This is a genomic window from bacterium, assembly GCA_016716565.1.
Taxonomy (GTDB): Bacteria; Bacteroidota; Ignavibacteria; order Ignavibacteriales; family Ignavibacteriaceae; genus IGN2.
Genome location: JADJWC010000004.1, coordinates 185,067 through 204,599, shown reverse-complemented (window position 1 = coordinate 204,599; position 19,533 = coordinate 185,067). Strand labels below are relative to the sequence as shown.

The following is a 19,533-nucleotide window of genomic DNA, read 5'->3' as shown; positions in this document are numbered from 1 at the left end:
TCAACCGTCCTGCAACTACCGGAGCTTCAACTGAATAATCTGTGCTCACTATGCATTCTCCGGATTTTTGTTTTTAAGTTTCGCAATGTAAGTAACATTCGGTCGGATATTTAGTTCTTCAAGAAGATAATAACCAAGTTCATGGTTTCTGTATTTGCCAAATTCTTCTTCATTATTATTAATATCACCAAAATGTATGGCATTTGTATTACAAGCATCCTGACAAGCTGTTTTTACATCTGAACCTTTCAGTTCCCTGCCTTCTCTGGTTGCTTCTGCTCTGGCATCACTTATTCTTTGAATACAGAATGTACATTTTTCCATGACCCCGCGTGAACGTACTGTTACTTCAGGATTCATTAACAATGCAAAAACCGGTGATTCCTGAAATCCATCTTTAAAGTGATCGCGGAAATTGAAATAGTTAAATCTTCTAACTTTATAAGGACAATTGTTTGAACAGTATCTTGTACCAACACAACGGTTGTAAACCATCTGATTCAAACCATCGGGGCTGTGTGTGGTTGCAACAACAGGACAGACATTTTCACATGGTGCATGATCGCAATGCTGACAAACCATTACCTGGTTGTTCACATTCGGATCCTCAGGAGTTCCTGAATAATATCTATCAATTCTAATCCAGTGCATCTCTCTTCCATTATCTACCTGATCTTTTCCAACAACCGGGATATTGTTTTCAACATTACAAGCTACAACACAATCACCACATCCGAGGCATCTGTTCATATCGACCGACATTCCCCATTTAACGCCTTTGTAATCATAAAAAGGATTTACACTTGTAAGCTCATGTTTTTCTTCTTTATGAAAAATGTGCGGATCATTGAGATATTCCTGAACGGTTGCTTCCTTAATTATTCCTCTCTTTGCTGGAAGATCTTTTGTAAGTCCCTCGTTAAATGCATAAACTGTCTGCGAGGTAACAAGTTTATAACTGCCAGATACTTTTTCTACCTTCACACCTGAAAATAGCCATGGAGACAAACCACCGGAAGAAGCAAGAATAGCGTTCGCATTAAATCCAACACCGGTTCCAACAGTACCACCATTTTTTCTACCATAACCTGCTTCAATTGTAATTGAATTGTCTGAAGCACCTGGCTGAATAAAAACAGGAATGGTAAGAAAATTATTTTCGATAGAAACTTTCAAAAAATCGTTGCTTTTGAGTCCCAGATCATTTGCAGTTTTAGGTGATACAGCCGCATAATTATCCCAGACAATTTTTGAAACTGGATGCGGTAATTCCTGAAGCCAGCCATTGTTGGCAAATCTGCCATCCCGGACAGCATAACTTTCTTTAACAAGTAAAGAAAAATTTGTTGAAGTTTTGAATGGTTTAATCTCCCCAGAGGCTGCTGAATTAAATTTAGGACTAAAATTAGGTTTATCTTTTGAATAAACTATACCATCGTGAAGTGAATTATACCAAAATCGTTCAAACTCTAAATTACTTCCAGACTGAGGAAATATATTATTCTCCCAATTGCTCATTAAGTACTGATGATAAATTGATTCATCATATACTGAAGAATCTCCGGAAATTAAATTCAGTAATATTGCTTCGGTCTGTCTTGTATCATAAAGCGGTGCGATTACCGGCTGCTGAAGAGAATAAAATCCAGTTCTGGTTTTTGCATCGCCCCAGCTTTCGAGCTGATTATTAATCGGAAGAACAAAATTTGAAAGTTCGGAAGTTTCGTTCTCAAGTTCAACAAGGCTTACTACAGTATCTACTTTGGATAGTGCTTCTGCAAATTCCAGATCAGTAGGAAAATGATAAACGGGATTTGAATTAATATTTATTGCAACTGCTACTTCCCCGGATTTCATTTTCGCAGTTAAACTTTTCAGTTCTTGCAGTGAAGAAAGGGGATTAATTGAAAGAGTTGCCGATTCAAAGTCGTAGAGTGCTTCATTACCAAGGACACTGTTTAATAAATTAACAGCTATGTGAACATCTTCAGAAAGATGATCACCAGCGTAAATAATTGATTTGCCTTTGTTCTTTATTAAATCAGAAACGAGATTGTTTAAAGTTTCAAGATTGAATCCATTTTCTTCAGCAAAATTTTCTAAACTGATTCCATTAACATTCAATGGAATACCAGCACCTTTTTATTCAATGCAGCAATGAGACTCAAAATAAAATTTTGCTGAAAATCAGGACGTAGTCTTAATCTGTAATCTGCAGTCATTCCTGTTATAGTAAGATTACCTTCAACAACATAAAGACGATTGAATTTCTTGTTTACAACATCTCTTTTTTCCGAGAACAGCCGTGCATTTTGAATTCTATTATACGATTCACCAAGAAAATCACCATCGAGTGAAAGTATTATTTCAGCTTTGTTCCATTTAATCGATGGGAACTCACCGGAACCATAACTTTTTTTCCACGCCGAATTGCGTACTGAATTATCAAACTGCTCATATGAATAGATCTTTGTCGAAGGATATTTGGCAGCAAATTCATCAAACACTTTTTTTGCTGTTGGAGAAATCATTTTGTGCGTAATGATAGCAATTTCTCTGCTGCCGGTATTCATCAAATCAAATATTATCTCATCGGTTGCATCCTTCCAATTATAATCAACAAAAATTCTGTCATTTTTTTTCTTCGGGTTCTTTAACCTATCAGGATCGTAAAGATTCATTATGCTTGCCTGACCCTGTGCACATATCTTTCCTTTTGAAACCGGATGATCAGGATTACCGTCAATCTTAATTGGTCTTCCTTCGCGTGTTTTTATTAATGTTCCGCAGGCATTTGCACAAGCCATGCAAGTTGATGCATAATAATTTGCTTTGCCTAGAGTAATCTCCTCAGGTTTTTTATTATACGGAATTATTGCAGCTTTATCTCGGTAATCGGAACAAGCTGTACCTGCAAGAGCGGCAGATGCACCGAGGAGCGCAAGAAATTTTCTTCTTGAAATTGATGACATTCCGTTAGTATCAATTCCTTCAGATACACCTTGCTGAAACTCATCCTGATGAACTTTTAGGAATTCAGGAACGTTGTAAAGCTCTTCGAATGACTGCCAGTAACCTGCCTGTTCGGCAGACAGGTTTGGATTAGTGTTTTTTATTCCGTCTAATTCTTCAGCCATTCTTCTTTCCTGATTTTTCTCTTTTAACAGCGTTTGGGTTTAGTTTCACCATTAAAGAATTTTCATTAGATGAATTTTTTTTTGATGTAAAAAGATTCAATGGATTTGCTTTAATAAAAGCTGCACCAATAAGACTAGTTGAAAAGAGTGCAACAAATTTTTTTCTGTTCATATTCTTTTTATCTATGACAAGCCCAGCAGTAATCCGGACCCAGGTTAATATTTTTAAGATCAGGCAACCTATCGTGTGCATTTCGATGACAGTTTAAACAACTGTTCATTGTAAATGACTGCACCTGACCAACTTTTTCTGCCTGAGTGATCTCGCCATGACAAGCAACGCAATCAATTCCTTTATTCACATGAACACTGTGATTGAAATAAGCATAGTCAGGTACTTTATGAATTCGCTTCCACTCAAGCGGTTTACCTTCATTGTAATATTCTGTCAATTTGATGATTTCTGGTCTATCTTTCCTTGCAACAGTATGGCAATTCATACAAGTTGCAGTTGGTGGAACCATCGCATGTCGTGATTTTTCAACTGCCACATGACAATACTGGCAGTCAATCTGCATTGTACCAGCATGAAGTTTATGAGAATAATTAATCGGTTGATCCGGGGTGTAACCAACTCCATCTCTTTCGGCTCTTGAGGCAAAATAGGTAAGCGCAAACGCTGCTAATACCACGAAAATAGTAACTGGCAATCGGTTTCGGAGAATATAATCGAGGTAAGATTTCTTCATAGCCTACCCTTTAACATTCCCGTGGAAACAAGTTTCGGGATGATGAACTATCACTTTTGAATAAAATCCTGAAAACAAGATTAATAAATTATTCCGTAATTAGTTTTGAAAAATAGAAGCGCGGAGGCTTAAATTATCAACCGTATATGGTTGAACAATACTTCAATTTTTGGTCTGTAAAAATCTTAATTTTATTTAATTAAAGCAAATTTTTTATCAGTCTTTTTGTTTGACATTGTTTAATATAGATTACAACAAATATTAAACAACAAGCTTCAATATGTTGTAAACAATAATTGCAGCTATAACCATCAGGACTAAGTACAAAACAATAGTTTTAATCAATGATTTATTGAAGGTGAAATTAGCTTTCCATCCACGCCAGCCGCATTTCTTACATCTGTATAGTTCATACCATGTGAGATATTTTATTATCCTCTCTTTTGTATTCCGGGCTCTTGAATTTCGCAGCTCACCTTCATTACCGCAAACCGGACATTTGGAATAATGTTTCTTAGTTCCCATAAAAACTCGTCAGAAATTAAAAAGTATCCGAATTATTGCTAGCAATATAATCCCGGCAAATAATTTTTTTATTAAGAAATTTGAAGAAACAAGAGCAAGACGTACACCAAAAAATGAGCCTATTATTGCTCCAATTCCCAAAGGAATGGCAGCAGCAAGGACGATAAAACCGAGTGTCCCGGCTGGAGTAACTGAATCTGCACTCTGAAATAAATAAGAAATCGTTGAAGTGAGCATTGTAACTGCTGCAATAACGGACGAAGTTCCGACTGCTTTTCTTGGTTCAACCAAAAATAAATTCATCAGAGCAGGGAGATAAATAACTCCTCCGCCAAGACCAATAAACGCCGAAAAAACTCCGACAAACAATCCAAGAGGGATGTAATATTTTTCACTTAATGGATTGGAAAGAACTAGCCATTTGCGATCCTTTGATTCTAAAAGTATACTTATTAAAACTATGAAGAGTACAGAAGCGAAAATTATCTCAAGGGTTTTGGATTCAACTTTTACAACAAAAAAAGGTGCAATCGATGCGGTTACCAACGCACCGATTGAAATTAGTACTGATGGTCTCTTTAAATAATTATTTGCTCTTATGTGAAGTATAGCAGAATTGGAAACAGCTATTGCCCCTGTAAATAGAGATGTACCGATTGTAAAGTAAGCGAGTGAGCTTGATTCTATTCCAAGCAGCGGCAAACTGAAATAAAGTAACGGAACAAAAACCAATCCACCACCAATACCCAGCATTCCAATTAAAATCCCCGAGAAGAAACCGGATATTAAAAATAGTATCGAGCCAACTAATTCATTCAACGAACGTTTAACAATTTATTATAAACCTGGTTATTTGAAAGTACTTCCACTGCGGTCTGCAGTTGCAAATCTGATTTCAATTGCTCCCGTATACGACCTTCCATTCCAAGATAACGAGCCGCAATTTCAGATTTTATCTCACGGAGAATTTCATCCTTATAGATCTGCATTTCTTTTTCACACAAATCTGCTAGCTCTTTTTTAATGTTGAGTAATTCAGATTTTATTTCTGATTTATCATCAGCATTTTTAATAAGGTTATCGATTTCAATTTCAGTTTGAGATGTGTATTTAAAGTCTTCCATATTTAGATATTCTCTGAATTCACTAAATAATTTTTGATCATTCAATTCAGAATATTTGCTATCAGGATTATTGAAATAAAAATTATTTGCATATTTGAAAAATAATCCTTGTGCGAGGAGACTCTTTGTTAGTTCGCCTTTGATGGTAAATTCAACAGTTGTATCCGGAGTTATTCCACCTTTCGAATAAACCGGCCTATTATTATCCGTAAAAAATTTATTCTCAGATTCTTTAAGCAATGATTTAATCACTTCGCTTCCCTCTGAATAATCAATCCGCTGAATACTTCGTCCGCTTGGTGTGTAATACTTTGCAGTAGTAATCTTCAGGGAAGTATTATAACTCAACGGAGTTATTGTCTGCACCAATCCTTTGCCAAATGATTGCGTACCAAGAATTACAGCACGATCATGATCCTGAAGCGCACCCGCAACAATTTCAGAAGCAGAAGCACTTCCTCCATTAATAAGAACTACCATATTAACATTACTCGCAACCACAGGTTCTTCAACTGAATAATACTTTTTCTCGGTTCCCTGGTCACGGCCTCTGGTTGAAACCACTAACAAATCCCGAGTAAGAAATTTATCGCAAACATCAACAGCAATATCGAGTAAACCTCCGGGGTTTCCACGTAAGTCCAGAACAATCGAATTAATTGGCTTTTTTTCCTGAAGTTCTTTTATTGTCTTCTTTATTTCATCGCTTGCAGCTCTGCTGAAGTTAGAGAGCTTAATATAAACGTTATTACTATTTTCCGGATAAAATTCTGAATAAGTAATGTTCTTCACAATCACTTCTTCACGAACAAGATTGAAAGACAACGTGTCTCTTAATTCATTCCTCACAACTCTAAGTTCAATTGTAGTTCCGGGCTCACCTTTAACAAGCGATGAAATATCATCAATGTTGTCTGGCGTAATACTTGTTCCAGCTGCTTCAATAATTACATCGCCAATTTGTATTCCCTGGCGTTGTGCTGCATATCCATCCATCACTTCTACAACAGTTACCTCTTCACCACGAAGTCCGATTGAAATTCCAACTCCGCCATATTTACCATTAGTAATGAGATCTATATCTTCAATCTTTTTTTCATCTATGAAGATAGTATATGGATCAAGTGAAGAAAGCATTCCCTGAATTCCGGCACGCAGGAATTTTTCAGGATCAACTTCATCTACATAATTGAAAGCAACTTCTTTATATACTCTGCCTAGTAAATCCAGATTTTTGGCAATTTCAAGGTATATATCACCTCTACCTGGATAGAAACCTACAGCAAAAATAAATATCAGCAGCAAACCTGGAATTAAAATAAATTTTTTCTTCAAGACTGAATTCACCTCCGGTCGATTAATTCTAATTCAGAAATAATTTGATTTTGTATGGTTTCAATCGTTTGAGTTCCATCAATAACTTTAAATCTCTCTTCGCTCCTGGCAATTTCAAGATATCCATTTCTAACACGGTTATAAAATTCGATATCTGCAACTTCGATCCTGTCAAGTTTGATTTTACTTTTCTTTTTCTTTCTTTCGTTTGCAATACCAACCGGGATATCAATGAAAAAAGTCAGGTCAGGGATTGTATCGCCAATAGATAATTCATGAACTTTCATTACTACTTCTTTTGCAATTCCTCTGCCATATCCCTGGTATGCTGTTGAACTATCGTGAAACCTATCCGAAATTACATAAATGCCTTTTTCCAAATAAGGTCGAATTTTTTCCCGTACTAATTGCGCACGGCTCGCAGAAAATAACAGAAGTTCTGCTTCAGCAAACATTTTTTCGTTTTTATTATCCAGAAGGATTTTTCTTACTTTTTCCGATATTTCTGTTCCACCCGGTTCTCTAAGAATTTCAACTTTTTTATTGTGTTCTTCAAGGTAGTCCTTTAAAAGTTCAATCTGAGTTGATTTCCCGGAAAAATCTATTCCTTCAAATGAGATAAACATATTGTTTTCGTTTTTTTTGATTAAAATTTTCTTGTGTTAATATAGATAAACTTTGTTCTGTATTAAAATATATGTCAATTGAAATGATTCAGTATGACCTTATTACGTATCGCAGCCTGTCAGGTTTGGTAAATTGCAGAGTAACATTTTTTGGTAAGGAGATTTCCGGTTTAACACTTCCGGTAGTATCTCGCACAAGCGTCAGATATTTAACATATGCATTGAATTGCCCGGGTTTCAGCTTCCCGAGAATTTCAATTCCTCCTCTAACCTGAATACCTATTTTATTTGGAAGAAGAACAACCTCTTTCCCATCCGGCAGATCAATTACTTCAACAGGAATATCTTCGAACTGCTTATCAACTATCCTTTGGACGTCAATTGTAGCTTCAACTGAATTTGAGCTGAAGCTAAAACCTTGCATTTTCGGGAAGCCTATTTCGGTTTGTGTTTTGCTGTCCAGTGATGTGAAAGTTCTGGATTCTGTTTTGATGGCTTCCATTTTTCTTAAATAACTTACCGGACCGCTCACTAAAACAGAATCAGGTTTTAAAAGAACGTCCATTGCTAATCCATAGCCGGGTTTAAAATCTAATTCAAGTCCGGAAACGATTGGCAATTTTTTAGTGAGGATCCTTTCTACAAAAAAATTAATTGTATCTGGATATATTTTAATGATGTCTATATCAGAAAAAAGCAGCCGGTTAGTTTCAAGATATTTTTCAAGGTTGAGACGATAATTACCGCTGTCTTTATCAAGTGTTACACGGAATTCAGTTTCGGGTCCTACATTAATTGAAAGAAGCTTCCAGCCCTGGCCCCGAACTCTGATTACTATTTTTTCAGGAAGTTGTGTGCCTGTCGTGTAACCTTCAGGCAAATTAAGTAATGCCAGTTTAACATCAACATTAGTGTAATAGACATCGGAAAGTGAAATCGATCCCCACAGAATGGTAGCAAAAACCAGGGAAGCAATAAAGATGTTAATTTTTTTTCTCACGGTTCGATTCTGTTAGTTGGAACCTTTTTGGAATAAGAAGTACGAAGCAAAACTATTTTTGAAGAGCTTTAAAGAAATCCAGAAGTTCACCCCGATTTGCACGTGAAATTTCTCTGCCTTTAATCGGGAAATCCTCAAAGTCTCTAGCGAACCTTCTTAGCTGATGTACGTTCATAACTTCGAGTTCAGACATTGTAAATTTTTGTGCACCCCTTGATTTCGGTGTTTTAACTTTCTCAGCTTTGTATGTTTCACCAAGTGCTTCTTCTTTAAGTTTTTCAATTGTAGATAAAGTTGTTGATTTTGTTACAGGTTCAACCTCTTCAAAAAGTTCTTTCTCTTTAACTTTTATTTTTTTTTCCAGTTTAGGTTTAACTGGTGATGGAACCTTTTCAATTGGGCGAGATTTAATAGAACTTGCATCAGTTGCCGATATCCCATTGATGATACCACGAACCTGATCATCAGGTCTGGGAATAATATGAGTGGAAATTAATTCGCCTACTCTCTGTGCTGCTGCAGCACCTGCATCTACAGCTGATTTAACTGCAGCAGTTTCTCCAACAACAAGAATCGCAACCAGACCACCCTGAACTTTCTCTTTTCCGATGAGAGTAACTCTTGCTGCTTTAACCATAGCATCGGCAGCTTCAATTGAAGCCACCAAGCCACGGGTTTCAACCATACCCAGTGCCTGATCAGCCATAATATTTTTTACTTAGATCTTTTTGGGAGAATCATTTCAACGTCTGAATGAGGACGTGGAATTACATGAACTGAAACTAATTCACCAACTCTTTGTGCCGCGGCAGCTCCTGCATCTGTTGCAGCTTTAACTGCTCCCACATCTCCTCTAACCATTACAGTTACATAACCTCCGCCAATGGTTTCTTTCCCGATTAACTCAACTTTTGCTGCTTTGACCATTGCGTCCGCAGCTTCGATGGAACCTACCAGTCCTTTGGTTTCCACCATTCCGAGTGCATCAAGTGACAATGCTGACATAGAAATGCTCCGAATTAATTGATTTATGGCTGAAAAAATAGTTTTTTCAAATGATAATGTCAAACTTATTTATAGATAAATTTTTATTTTATCAGAGCTTAGTATGATGACCTGATAAAAATTATTAAAAGGCCTCACTATTTTGTTGAGTTAAGATACTCCTGTAGAATAATAGCAGCCGAGTGTCTATCCAACAAATCCTTCTTTCGTCTTGCTGATTTTTTCGCAACCGATTCATTCACTTTTTCCTGTGCAAGCACTGAAGAAAATTCTTCATCCCAAAAAATGACTTCAATTTTAATTTTCTCTTCAAAATCTTTTTTAAAGATATGGATTTTATCCGCCAAGTCCTTTGACGATTTAAACCTGGATGATGGAAGTCCGAGTATAACTTTAATTACATTTTTTTCAGTTACTAAACGAAGAAGGTTTTCGATTAAATTGTGATCATTAATTAGAGTTTTGAAAGGATAGGCAAATGTAAAAAGTGGATCACTCAATGCAATTCCGACTCGCTTTTCTCCATAATCAATTGCCATTATTCTTGATTCAGAATTTACTTGCTCCAAATAATTAACTTCCTTCAAATCTTTCTACTTTATAAAGACCACGAAGTTTTTTCAACCTGTCGATAAGAATGTTCAGGTGCTCCAGATTATTAACATAAACCATGACCGAGCCCTCAAAAGTTGAATCATTGGTGTTAATATTGATCGATTTAATATTTGTGTTTTTGTAAGAAACAATAGTGTGTGCAATGTCATTCAGAATTCCGGGACTATCCTCACCTTTCAATGCAAGTCCCGCTACGAACATAGTTCCATCCGTACCTGGCCAATCTACAGAAACCAATTTATCGCTATCAATTTTAGAAAGATTTATCAGATTATTGCAAGTCTTCCTGTGAATTTTTACTCCTTCACCAACCGTTATGTATCCAATAACCGGATCACCTGGAATTGGATTACAACATTTAGCATATGAATACATAATACCTGAAGATTTACCATCAACGATGATTCCGCCAGCATCTTTTCGCGCAATGTCTGCAAACTGATCGAAAGCTAGAATTTTATCTTGTTCTTCTGAGGTTTTATCTTCGCTTGTACTTAGAATTTTGTCCAGGTTAACATTGCCCTGCGCAATAGCTTGATAAAATTGCGAATTATTGTCGTACTTAAACTTTCTTGCAATCCTCGAAACTTCGCTTGTTGAAAATGATAATTTTAATTTCTTGAGCTTTTTATTCCAGATTTCTCTTCCGGCTTTAACTATCTTTTCCTCTTCCTTGTTCATCCATTTACGGATAGCTGATTTTGCTTTCTGAGTTTTTACAAACTTTAACCAGTTCTTATTTGGATGCTGATTCTTCGAAGTTATAATTTCTATTTGGTCACCGCTGTGAAGCGGTGTATCAAGCGGCACTATTTTACCATTTATTTTTGCGCCAATACATTGATAACCAACGTTGCTGTGAATTTCAAATGCAAAGTCAACCGGCGTTGAATCTATCGGGAGTCTTCTCAACTCTCCTTTCGGAGTGAAGACATAAATTTCATCCTGGTAAAGATTCAGTTTAAAGTCTTCTAAAATTTCTCTACGTGTTTCATCTTTTCCTGCTCCTTCAAAAATATCTCTTATCCAGTTCAGCCAGTTTTCAAGATCTTTATCCGATGTAGTTTTATCTTCTTTGTACTTCCAATGAGCTGCAAGACCACGCTCGGCAATTTCGTGCATCTTTTTTGTTCTGATCTGAACTTCAACCAATCTTCCTTCCGGTCCAATTACTGTTGTGTGGATGGATTGATAGTTGTTATTCTTCGGAATAGATATATAATCTTTAAATCTGTCAGGAACAGGTAGATACATCTGATTAACTATGCCGAGTGTAGTGTAACATTCATTGGTATTTTCAGTCTCAAGTATAATTCTTAGGGCAAATAAATCATAAATTTCTTCGAATGGTTTATTACGCTTCATCATTTTACGATAAATGCTGTAGAAGTGCTTAGGTCTCCCTCCCATCTCATATTTCAATTTATATTCATCGAGTTTTTTCCTTACTGGATCAGAAAATCTTTTTATATATGCTTCTCTTTCTTTGCGTGTACTTTTTACTTTCCCAACCAGTTCCTCATAAGTCTCACGATTCAGGTACTTGAAAGATAAATCCTCAAGTTCCCACTTTACTCTTGCTAGACCAAACCTGTTTGCAAATGGAGCGTAAATCTCAAGTGTTTCCTGTGCAATTCGTTTTTGCTTATCAGGACTAACGAATTCAAGCGTACGCATGTTATGCAGTCGATCGGCAAACTTTACAAGAATAACCCGTACATCCTTTACCATGGAGAGAAGCATCTTACGGTAGTTTTCTGCCTTGGTAATATCCTGACCTTTAAAAATTCCGCTTATCTTCGTTACACCGTCAACAATTTCTGTTACTTCCTTGCCGAATTCTTTGGTCATCAGGTTGAGATCGAAATCAGTATCTTCAACTACATCGTGCAGGAGAGTGGCAACAACAGTGATATCATCGAGCGGAAATTCCTCAACAACAATTCTTGCAACTTCATAGGGATGGTAAAAGTATGGTTCGCCGGAAGCTCTCAGGTCATGCTTGTGTGCCTCAAGTGCAAACTTGAACGCCTTGGTTATCAGTCCTTCGTCAACCTTCGGGAGGTTTTTATGGCAAACATCAAGAAGATCCTCCAACAATTTCTTATCGTCTGGGCTATTTTTACTCATTATCTCTTAAAATAAATCATACAACTTTTCGGTAATAATTTACTCTATTTTATTCACTTGGTAAAGTCAGGCTCAATTAAGTAAAAAGGATTCCCCTCACTTAGTCAAATCGTTCTTTAAAGAACGTACTCTCTCCAGTCTTTCATTTAAATCATTTTTAACTGACTTCGGCAAATTTTTAATTGCGAGAATTTCATTACAATATTTTAGTGCGTTTGCTTTATCACCTTTTTTCGCATATTGCTGTGCAATCAAATGTTTAAGTACGATTGTATTTTCATAATTCCCATTTAAAGAAGAGGGATATGAGTTCAGAATATCTTTGTAAAGATCGATTGATTTAGAAACATCAGTTTCTTCGTACGCTCTGGCGAGGCCCCACTTAAATGTTCTTGATTCAGGGAATTGCTTTAGAGCTTTTTCAGCAACTGCTATTGCATCACTGAATCTTTTCTGATCGATGTAAATCCAGATTAAGGAATTAATCGCAAGGTAAGTATTATAGCTCGATGAATCAATCGCAACAATTAAACGATCGATTCCAATTTTCTTGGTATCGTTTGTAAATGGAAGCCAGTCCATAAACTCCATCTTCCTGCTCTTCCAGTATTCAAATGTTCCAATTGCAATGTAAGCTTCGAAAAATTTTTTATCTGATTCTAATATTCTTTCAAACTCGGAAATCGAATTGACACCCGAAGAAAGCGCAGAGAACCAGCTTCCATTGATTGCATCAAAGTATGATATGTATCCTTCGGCAAGTGCATAAAAATATCTGTACCAGATATTTGATTGATCTTTTTCTAAAAGAAGTTCTGCCTGGTCTTTCGCATCTTCAAGATTATTTAGGATATAATCTTCATCAAATTCCTGTGCATAATCATAAGCTTGAGCGATTTTATTTACGGCAAGATATATTTTACCGAGAGGAATTTCAGGATAATCTTTCTTTAGTTTGATAAACATATTCTGAGCAGCATTATAATCCTGGTTGACTATGCTACTAATTCCCAAACGTAAAAGTGAATCAACTACCCTATCAGGATAAACCTGAGCATTTACAAATGAAGGAAAGACGAATAAAAACAGAAATAGAATAAACTTATAGTGTACCAAACGTGCGATCTCCTGCATCACCCAAACCTGGAAGTATGTATCCTTTTTTATTTAATTGACGATCAAGTGTAGCAGTAAAGATTATTAAATCAGGATGATCATTTAATAATTTAGTAACTCCCTCAGGTGCGGCAATTAGACAAGCAAACGACAAATTCTTTGCTCCGCGTTTTTTTAAAAAACTTATTGCAGCCGATGCACTGCCACCTGTTGCTAACATCGGGTCAAGTAATATTACATCAGACTTACTTAAATTCTTTGGGGTCTTTAAATAATAACTGTTTGGCTTAAGAGTAGTTTCATTTCGTTCAAGACCAACGTGCCCAAGCTTTGCATCTGGTATTATCTCCAGAAAGCCATCAACCATTCCTAGTCCGGCACGAAGCACAGGAATTAGTACAACGTCGTGGAGTAGTCTATAACCTTTGGTTCTCTCAAGCGGAGTTTCAACTTTAATTTCCTTAAGAGAAAATGCATTACTAATTTCAACGGCCATCACATTGGAAATTCTTTTTACTGCAGCTCTGAACATTTCAGTGTTGGTTTTCTTGTCTCTTAATACAGAGATATCTTTTTTAACCAAGGGGTGCTGTATGAGAACAAGATTTTTATAAGATGAATTCTTCTTCAATTAATTACTTTCATTTTTTAAGAAAATTTTTTACCAAGCAAACTTAGAATATTTACAAACGGAGAAAGCGGTGGAGTGTAATTGTAATTAATCTTTGGAAGTACTGATGCCGGAACTTTTAATTTGATTAACGCTGATATGAGATCAGCATATCCGGAAACTTCTGTCCCACCGAGAAATGATGCACCCAAAATTCGTTTACTTATTTCATCTGTTATTATCTTTCCAGTCACGATATCGCTTCCGGGCATAACATCAACAAGATTTTTTGCTTTAACAAATACCGTTTCAATTGTGAATCCGGATTTCTTTGCTTCTGCAGAAGAAAGTCCTATCTGTGCAAAATATTTGTTGAAAATTTTTACAGTTATATTTTTAATAACAGGTTCATACTTAACATTTCCTCCGGCGGCATTCTCACCAGCAATATGTCCTAAGTTATATGCATTAGTAGCAAGTGGGATATAATCCAGTTTTCCTGTGACTGCATTTATCACTTCAATGTTATCACCAGATGCATAGATAAACCTATCTGAAGTTTTCAAATATTGATCAACTTTTATTGCGCCTGATTTTCCTAATTCCAACTTTGTTGATTGAGCGAGATAACTATCTGGTTCAAATCCAACTGAAAGTATCAGCATATCTATTTCAATAAATTTCTTTCCATTTCGAACTGAAATTAATTTATCTGCTTTGACTACAGGTTCTAAATCATTTATTCCACCAATGAAATCTACTCTGTTCTGCTTCAATATTTCCAGAATTTCATCTGAAAATTCCGGATCAGCATTAGGCATTGGTAGCTTTTCCTTTTCAAATATCGATACTTTAATACCGCGTTTAGTCAGAGCATCTGCGGCCTCCAGGCCAATATAACCGGAACCAACAACAACAGAGTTCTTAACTTCATTGTCTTTCAGATAATTGTTTATCCGTAAGAGGTCGTTAATATTTTTAAAAGTGAAAACATTTTTCAGGTTAAGATCAAATCCCGGAATTGTTTTAGCTCGCGAACCGGTACATAGAATTAGCCTGTTATAATCCTGCTCAAAGATTTTATTTTCTATCAGATCTCGAACGATAACATTTTTTTTTCTGATATCAATTTCTTCAACAAAATGTTTTACAAAGACCTTTACATTTTTTTCTCTCTGAAATGTTGCAGGATTAAAGAAAATAATTTTGTCAATATTTTCTATTTCGCCGGAAAGCACATAAGGCATTTCACATGTGCCTGTGGAAATGAATTCACTTCCCTCATACAAAATCACTTCGGCATTCGGGTTAAATCTTTTTGCTTTTGCAGCAGCGGCTGGCCCGGCTGCATTTCCTCCAACGATAATTATTTTTACAGGACGTTTCATCTACTCGTCCTTTGAAGATTTGGATTTAAAACTCAAAGTCATTGGTACACCGTTAAATCCCCATTGACTTCGAATAAGTTTTTCTAGAAATCTTTTATAATTATCTCCAACGTGTTTCGGGTAATTACAGAAGAAAGCAAAAATCGGATAGTGCTCGCCGATCTGAGTAATGTATTTTATTTTAACTTCTTTACCTGATGGAGTTGTATGCGGTGGTGATTTTTCAATCTCAGGAAGAAGAAAATCATTTAGCTCTTTTGTCGGAATTTTCTTTTTACGTTCTTCACTCACCCGTTTACTTAGTTCAATAAGTTTGAAGATTCTCTGCTTTGTCAAAGCTGAGATAAAAATTATTTCAGCATAATCAATTGCACCCATTTTCTGATGAAGCGCCTTTTCATAAAACGCAGATGTGTTTGAATCTTTTTCAACAAGATCCCATTTATTGATGGCAATGATCAGCCCTTTCCTCCAGCGAACAACTTCGTCAATAATTTTCTGGTCCTGCTTTTCTAAACCGATCATTGAATCAATAAGAACAACTGCAACATCACACTCGCCTATCGCTTTTAGAGATCTTATGTTTGAATAAAATTCAATGCTCTCCTGAACTTTTTTCTTCTTACGAAGCCCTGCCGTATCAATCAGTACTATTTCTTCACCGTAATATTTCATGATTGAATCGATACTGTCGCGGGTAGTCCCGGGAATATCCGTAACGATACTTCTCTCTTCGCCAAGAAGTGAATTTACAAGCGAAGACTTTCCAACATTTGGTCTGCCAACGATTGCAATTTTAAGTCTGGGATCTTCATCTATTTCAATTTCGTCACTGAATTCTTTTGTTACTTCTTCGAGCAGATCACCGAGATTTCTTCCGCTTAGTGCAGAGACGGGATAAATTTTATTGACACCAAGTCTATAGAATTCTGCTGCGGCTGCATCGAAGTTCGGTGCGTCGGCTTTGTTAACAATAAGAAAAAACTGCCGGCCGGAAGCTCGTAACATCGTCATTATTTCTTTATCGATTGGGAGAATACCATCACGGACATCAACTACGAATAAAATACTATCCGCTTCACTGATTGCTATTTCCACCTGTTCACGGATTGCAGTCTCAAACACATCTTCACTTTCAGGAACGTATCCGCCGGTATCGATCACCTGAAACTTTTTACCTGACCAATCTGCTTCACCGTAAATTCTATCTCGAGTAACGCCGCTTACATCATCAACAATCGCATCTCTTTTTCCAATAAGCCTGTTAAAGAGCGTAGATTTCCCGACGTTCGGTCTTCCAACTATTACAACTAAAGGTGTTTTCATATTAAAAGATTATAATAAAGTCCCGAGAAACTCGAGACTGAAATATAATTATTTGGAAGAGAAGATTATTTAAGCAGTATCATTTTCTTTGTTTCAATATAGTTCCCAGCTTGCAAGCGATAGAAATAAATTCCGCTTGGTAATTCCCTGATTCCGGACAAGCCGGAATGACTATCGAATTCAATTTCATATTTTCCTGCTGGTTTTTCTTCATTAACAAGTGTTGCAATTTCTCTTCCCAATAAATCATATACTTTTAGTGTTACGAATTGCTGACTGCCAATTGTAAACTGCAGACTGGTGGTTGGATTAAACGGATTCGGATAGTTCTGCATTAACTCGAAACCATGCGGAGCGAAATCCTCTTGAGCTAGATTTACAATTATTGGTTCAAATGTGACTTCGAAATGCCCGCCTGTTCCTGCCGGTAAATTCAATACGCGGGTTATGTTATTATAATTGGAATAACTCTGACCATCGAGCAAAACCTGAGAGATGACCAATCCTTCATCACGGATTGCAATTGGTGTAAGATTGATTTCCCGATCTGTTGGAAGAGGATAAAAATTATAATGAAGCTTTGCGGACTCTTCAGTAAATAAAAGTTTTCCATACAGGTAAGTGTAATATCCTGTCTCGATTGAATGATATCCGGACTTTCCTGAATTTCCTTTCGCTTCATTCCATGCAAATCCTCCGTAACGTGTCCTGTCTGCGTATACCTCGCCATTCTGATGATCGACAAAATACTGCATATAAAAATTGATCGTCGCGTCTGCCATTTGCAGATACCAGTTTTCTTTTGTGAGATTGTACATCTGAAGTCCGGCAACAATAGCCTGCTCCATCTGCCACCACGCTTTTGTTGAATCCTGCAATCCCCACAAAAGCATTACTCCTGTAATCCGGTTGAAATCCTTATATGGTCCTCCGAAATCGTGATCATATCCGTTCTGCCAGACATCGTTGATCATATATTCAGCGGTACTGATGTAACTTGTATCAGGAAATAATTGATTGACTCTCGCAAGACACCACCCTGCTTTCAATACGTGACCCATTATTGTCATAGTTTCGTTGTTGTTCCAGTTCCAGTCGGAGTCAAACCTTTCAACCATTCCGATAGCTTGCTGCGGCATACTTGCGGCAAACCTGATTTTAATTTCTTCAGCAATTTCAAGAAGCCTCTGTTTATAAACTTCTTCTTTTGTCATTAAATAAAGATAGAGAAGATGTGTTGTGATTGCATCGACTGTTGCATTGAAACTTTTATCCCAGGCAGTTGAGTTTGTGTAATTTGTCTGATCGAAATAACCTAAAAAATCTGGACGATTATCCCAGTAATAATCTTCAAGATGCTGATAACCTCTCATCAGCCAGTTCCAGGCTGTTGTATCACCTGTTGCTTCATAGTAAGCAGCAATTCCAAGCAGCGCATAGTGCTGGTAAAATGCTGTTTTGTTTGCAGTTGGATTTATCGGAATTCCGTTAATATTAAGTTCCTGTATCCATCCGCCGTGAGTTTCATCCCAAGCGTGTTCGTACATCCAATCGAGAGCATTTTTTGCATAGCTGAGATAAATTGTATCGCCGGTAAGCATATAAGCACGCACCAATCCATACGCATTCCTGGATTGAGTAAGCATGTTTTTATTTGTTCCCCATTGTGTGAGCACGTTACCAAATTTATCTATGTTGGTGAAGAATCCGCCAATTGAACTATCCCACGTTTGAAGCCAGAAATTTGCACAGCTGTCTGTGTATCCGATTGCCAGATCGGGATTGAGCAGATACGGTGAAGTTGGAGTGTATTGAGCAAAGTTCCGGAAAGTAAATAAAATTATTATTGTGATAAGTAAATATTTTTTCATAGTTCATAATAAAATTTTGTTATGCAAAAGTAACGATTTAAAATATGAAGGGCGAGATATCATCTCGCCCCAAAAATTTTTTCAAAAAAATTTAATTAAAAACTGAACTTCACTTTTAATGTAGGAATGAGTTCAGTTCCTGTTGCTGTGTTGATTGGTTCTACTCGAAAGTTCACAGCTAAATTGTTATTAAACCTCGTCGCTCCCCATACGGCTTCTGCGGCACTAAGCAAGTGGTTTATGTATATTCCAATTACTGCAGTGGATGCAGTGTTATAGTAATCATTTGCTTCCCCTCTCAGACCGGAATAATAAGTAAAGTTTGGTGAGATGAGTGAATTGTTTGCGCCACCGGTATAATCATTCCATCCTCCGGCATACTGATGATACTTGCCAATGAGTTCATAATACTGCTGCTCCCCGTGTGGCGGCAAATTATGTGAACCTGTTTCTGCATTATTTAACTCAGCCCAGTTTACTCTTTCCCATGGCGGAAGGTTCGGATCATTACTTATTATTATTTTGTTCAGCATTTCCGGGTCATTGTTGTATTGATATTCAACCAGCCACTCAGCATAACGCACAACACTCCAGTTGTGCTCGGGATTCGTATAATCATCGGCATAATTTTCGAAAAATTCAGTTTGATCATCGCCCTTATTATCGTATGTGATTGCAGTTGTAATCAATGCAGCTTCGACTGCGACAAAAATTCCTGCAATCCACCAGTCTTCGTTATAAACCTGTCCTGCACCGGGAATAATTGCTGATAAAACTCCAGAAAGCACAGGAGACTTTTTTCCGGGAAGATCATCTGCCATCGGATTGCTTGTCAATTCAGAATAAGTACGGGAAATGATTTTTGTATCTGCAAACAAGCTGCCGGTAAATTCAAATTTATTATTTGTGATTTCCTGCCCGAATGCAAAAGCAGAAATCATAAGAAGTAGAAAAAATATTTTTACAGTTTTCATTA

General features: G+C 36.7%; 17 protein-coding genes and 1 pseudogene. All 18 read right to left on the bottom strand.

Annotated features, from left to right (window positions below):
• Positions 1–48 precede the first annotated feature (48 nt).
• A pseudogene (locus IPM14_16325) lies at positions 49–3,137 on the bottom strand (TAT-variant-translocated molybdopterin oxidoreductase).
• A complete protein-coding gene (locus tag IPM14_16320; GenBank protein MBK9099639.1) occupies positions 3,130–3,309 on the bottom strand; it encodes a hypothetical protein in 180 nt (59 codons plus the stop codon). Before IPM14_16320 ends, IPM14_16325 begins: the two are co-directional and overlap by 8 nt.
• Before the next feature lie 7 nt (positions 3,310–3,316).
• The gene (locus IPM14_16315; protein ID MBK9099638.1) at positions 3,317–3,886 is read right to left on the bottom strand and encodes a cytochrome c3 family protein; all 570 of its coding nucleotides are present in this window, start codon (positions 3,884–3,886) and stop codon (positions 3,317–3,319) included.
• Between the two features lie 261 nt (positions 3,887–4,147).
• Positions 4,148–4,411 (bottom strand): hypothetical protein, encoded by a 264-nt coding sequence (locus IPM14_16310; protein MBK9099637.1) that lies wholly within the window; start codon positions 4,409–4,411, stop codon positions 4,148–4,150.
• Positions 4,412–4,420: 9 nt separating this feature from the next.
• Positions 4,421–5,230 carry a sulfite exporter TauE/SafE family protein gene (locus IPM14_16305; GenBank protein ID MBK9099636.1) on the bottom strand — a complete coding sequence of 270 codons (810 nt, stop codon included), beginning with the start codon at positions 5,228–5,230 and terminating at the stop codon, positions 4,421–4,423.
• A complete protein-coding gene (locus IPM14_16300; GenBank protein MBK9099635.1) occupies positions 5,227–6,870 on the bottom strand; it encodes a S41 family peptidase in 1,644 nt (547 codons plus the stop codon). The genes IPM14_16305 and IPM14_16300 overlap by 4 nt, the downstream gene beginning before the upstream one ends.
• Before the next feature lie 8 nt (positions 6,871–6,878).
• Complete coding sequence (gene tmk, locus IPM14_16295) at positions 6,879–7,496, bottom strand: dTMP kinase (protein ID MBK9099634.1); 618 nt, start codon at positions 7,494–7,496, stop codon at positions 6,879–6,881.
• A gap of 88 nt (positions 7,497–7,584) precedes the next feature.
• Positions 7,585–8,496, bottom strand: coding sequence for a hypothetical protein (locus IPM14_16290; GenBank protein ID MBK9099633.1), 912 nt, complete (start codon positions 8,494–8,496; stop codon positions 7,585–7,587).
• Between the two features lie 52 nt (positions 8,497–8,548).
• On the bottom strand, positions 8,549–9,202 hold the full coding sequence (locus tag IPM14_16285) for a BMC domain-containing protein (protein MBK9099632.1): 654 nt from the start codon (positions 9,200–9,202) through the stop codon (positions 8,549–8,551).
• A gap of 8 nt (positions 9,203–9,210) precedes the next feature.
• Positions 9,211–9,492 carry an ethanolamine utilization microcompartment protein EutM gene (gene eutM / locus IPM14_16280; protein ID MBK9099631.1) on the bottom strand — a complete coding sequence of 94 codons (282 nt, stop codon included), beginning with the start codon at positions 9,490–9,492 and terminating at the stop codon, positions 9,211–9,213.
• 146 nt (positions 9,493–9,638) lie between these two features.
• Positions 9,639–10,070, bottom strand: coding sequence for a Holliday junction resolvase RuvX (ruvX, locus tag IPM14_16275; GenBank protein ID MBK9099630.1), 432 nt, complete (start codon positions 10,068–10,070; stop codon positions 9,639–9,641).
• A 4-nt stretch (positions 10,071–10,074) separates the two neighbouring features.
• Complete coding sequence (locus IPM14_16270) at positions 10,075–12,246, bottom strand: bifunctional (p)ppGpp synthetase/guanosine-3',5'-bis(diphosphate) 3'-pyrophosphohydrolase (protein MBK9099629.1); 2,172 nt, start codon at positions 12,244–12,246, stop codon at positions 10,075–10,077.
• Positions 12,247–12,342: 96 nt separating this feature from the next.
• Positions 12,343–13,362, bottom strand: coding sequence for a tetratricopeptide repeat protein (locus IPM14_16265; protein MBK9099628.1), 1,020 nt, complete (start codon positions 13,360–13,362; stop codon positions 12,343–12,345).
• Complete coding sequence (gene upp, locus IPM14_16260; GenBank protein ID MBK9099627.1) at positions 13,349–13,993, bottom strand: uracil phosphoribosyltransferase; 645 nt, start codon at positions 13,991–13,993, stop codon at positions 13,349–13,351. The genes IPM14_16265 and upp overlap by 14 nt, the downstream gene beginning before the upstream one ends.
• A 17-nt stretch (positions 13,994–14,010) precedes the next feature.
• The gene (locus tag IPM14_16255; protein MBK9099626.1) at positions 14,011–15,360 is read right to left on the bottom strand and encodes an FAD-dependent oxidoreductase; all 1,350 of its coding nucleotides are present in this window, start codon (positions 15,358–15,360) and stop codon (positions 14,011–14,013) included.
• Positions 15,361–16,686 carry a ribosome biogenesis GTPase Der gene (gene der, locus IPM14_16250; GenBank protein ID MBK9099625.1) on the bottom strand — a complete coding sequence of 442 codons (1,326 nt, stop codon included), beginning with the start codon at positions 16,684–16,686 and terminating at the stop codon, positions 15,361–15,363.
• A gap of 65 nt (positions 16,687–16,751) precedes the next feature.
• Positions 16,752–17,441, bottom strand: coding sequence for a T9SS type A sorting domain-containing protein (locus IPM14_16245; GenBank protein MBK9099624.1), 690 nt, complete (start codon positions 17,439–17,441; stop codon positions 16,752–16,754).
• A gap of 1,211 nt (positions 17,442–18,652) precedes the next feature.
• Positions 18,653–19,531 (bottom strand): hypothetical protein, encoded by an 879-nt coding sequence (locus IPM14_16240; protein ID MBK9099623.1) that lies wholly within the window; start codon positions 19,529–19,531, stop codon positions 18,653–18,655.
• Positions 19,532–19,533: the final 2 nt, after the last annotated feature.

What these genes read in the sequence shown, in the direction of transcription:
- IPM14_16320 (MBK9099639.1), bottom strand. Translation starts at nt 3,309, where the DNA reads ATGAACAGAAAAAAATTTGTTGCACTCTTTTCAACTAGTCTTATTGGT.
- IPM14_16315 (MBK9099638.1), bottom strand. Translation starts at nt 3,886, where the DNA reads ATGAAGAAATCTTACCTCGATTATATTCTCCGAAACCGATTGCCAGTT.
- IPM14_16310 (MBK9099637.1), bottom strand. Translation starts at nt 4,411, where the DNA reads ATGGGAACTAAGAAACATTATTCCAAATGTCCGGTTTGCGGTAATGAA.
- tmk (MBK9099634.1), bottom strand. Translation starts at nt 7,496, where the DNA reads ATGTTTATCTCATTTGAAGGAATAGATTTTTCCGGGAAATCAACTCAG.
- IPM14_16285 (MBK9099632.1), bottom strand. Translation starts at nt 9,202, where the DNA reads ATGGCTGATCAGGCACTGGGTATGGTTGAAACCCGTGGCTTGGTGGCT.
- IPM14_16270 (MBK9099629.1), bottom strand. Translation starts at nt 12,246, where the DNA reads ATGAGTAAAAATAGCCCAGACGATAAGAAATTGTTGGAGGATCTTCTT.
- IPM14_16255 (MBK9099626.1), bottom strand. Translation starts at nt 15,360, where the DNA reads ATGAAACGTCCTGTAAAAATAATTATCGTTGGAGGAAATGCAGCCGGG.
- der (MBK9099625.1), bottom strand. Translation starts at nt 16,686, where the DNA reads ATGAAAACACCTTTAGTTGTAATAGTTGGAAGACCGAACGTCGGGAAA.
- IPM14_16245 (MBK9099624.1), bottom strand. Translation starts at nt 17,441, where the DNA reads ATGCAGTATTTTGTCGATCATCAGAATGGCGAGGTATACGCAGACAGG.
- IPM14_16240 (MBK9099623.1), bottom strand. Translation starts at nt 19,531, where the DNA reads ATGAAAACTGTAAAAATATTTTTTCTACTTCTTATGATTTCTGCTTTT.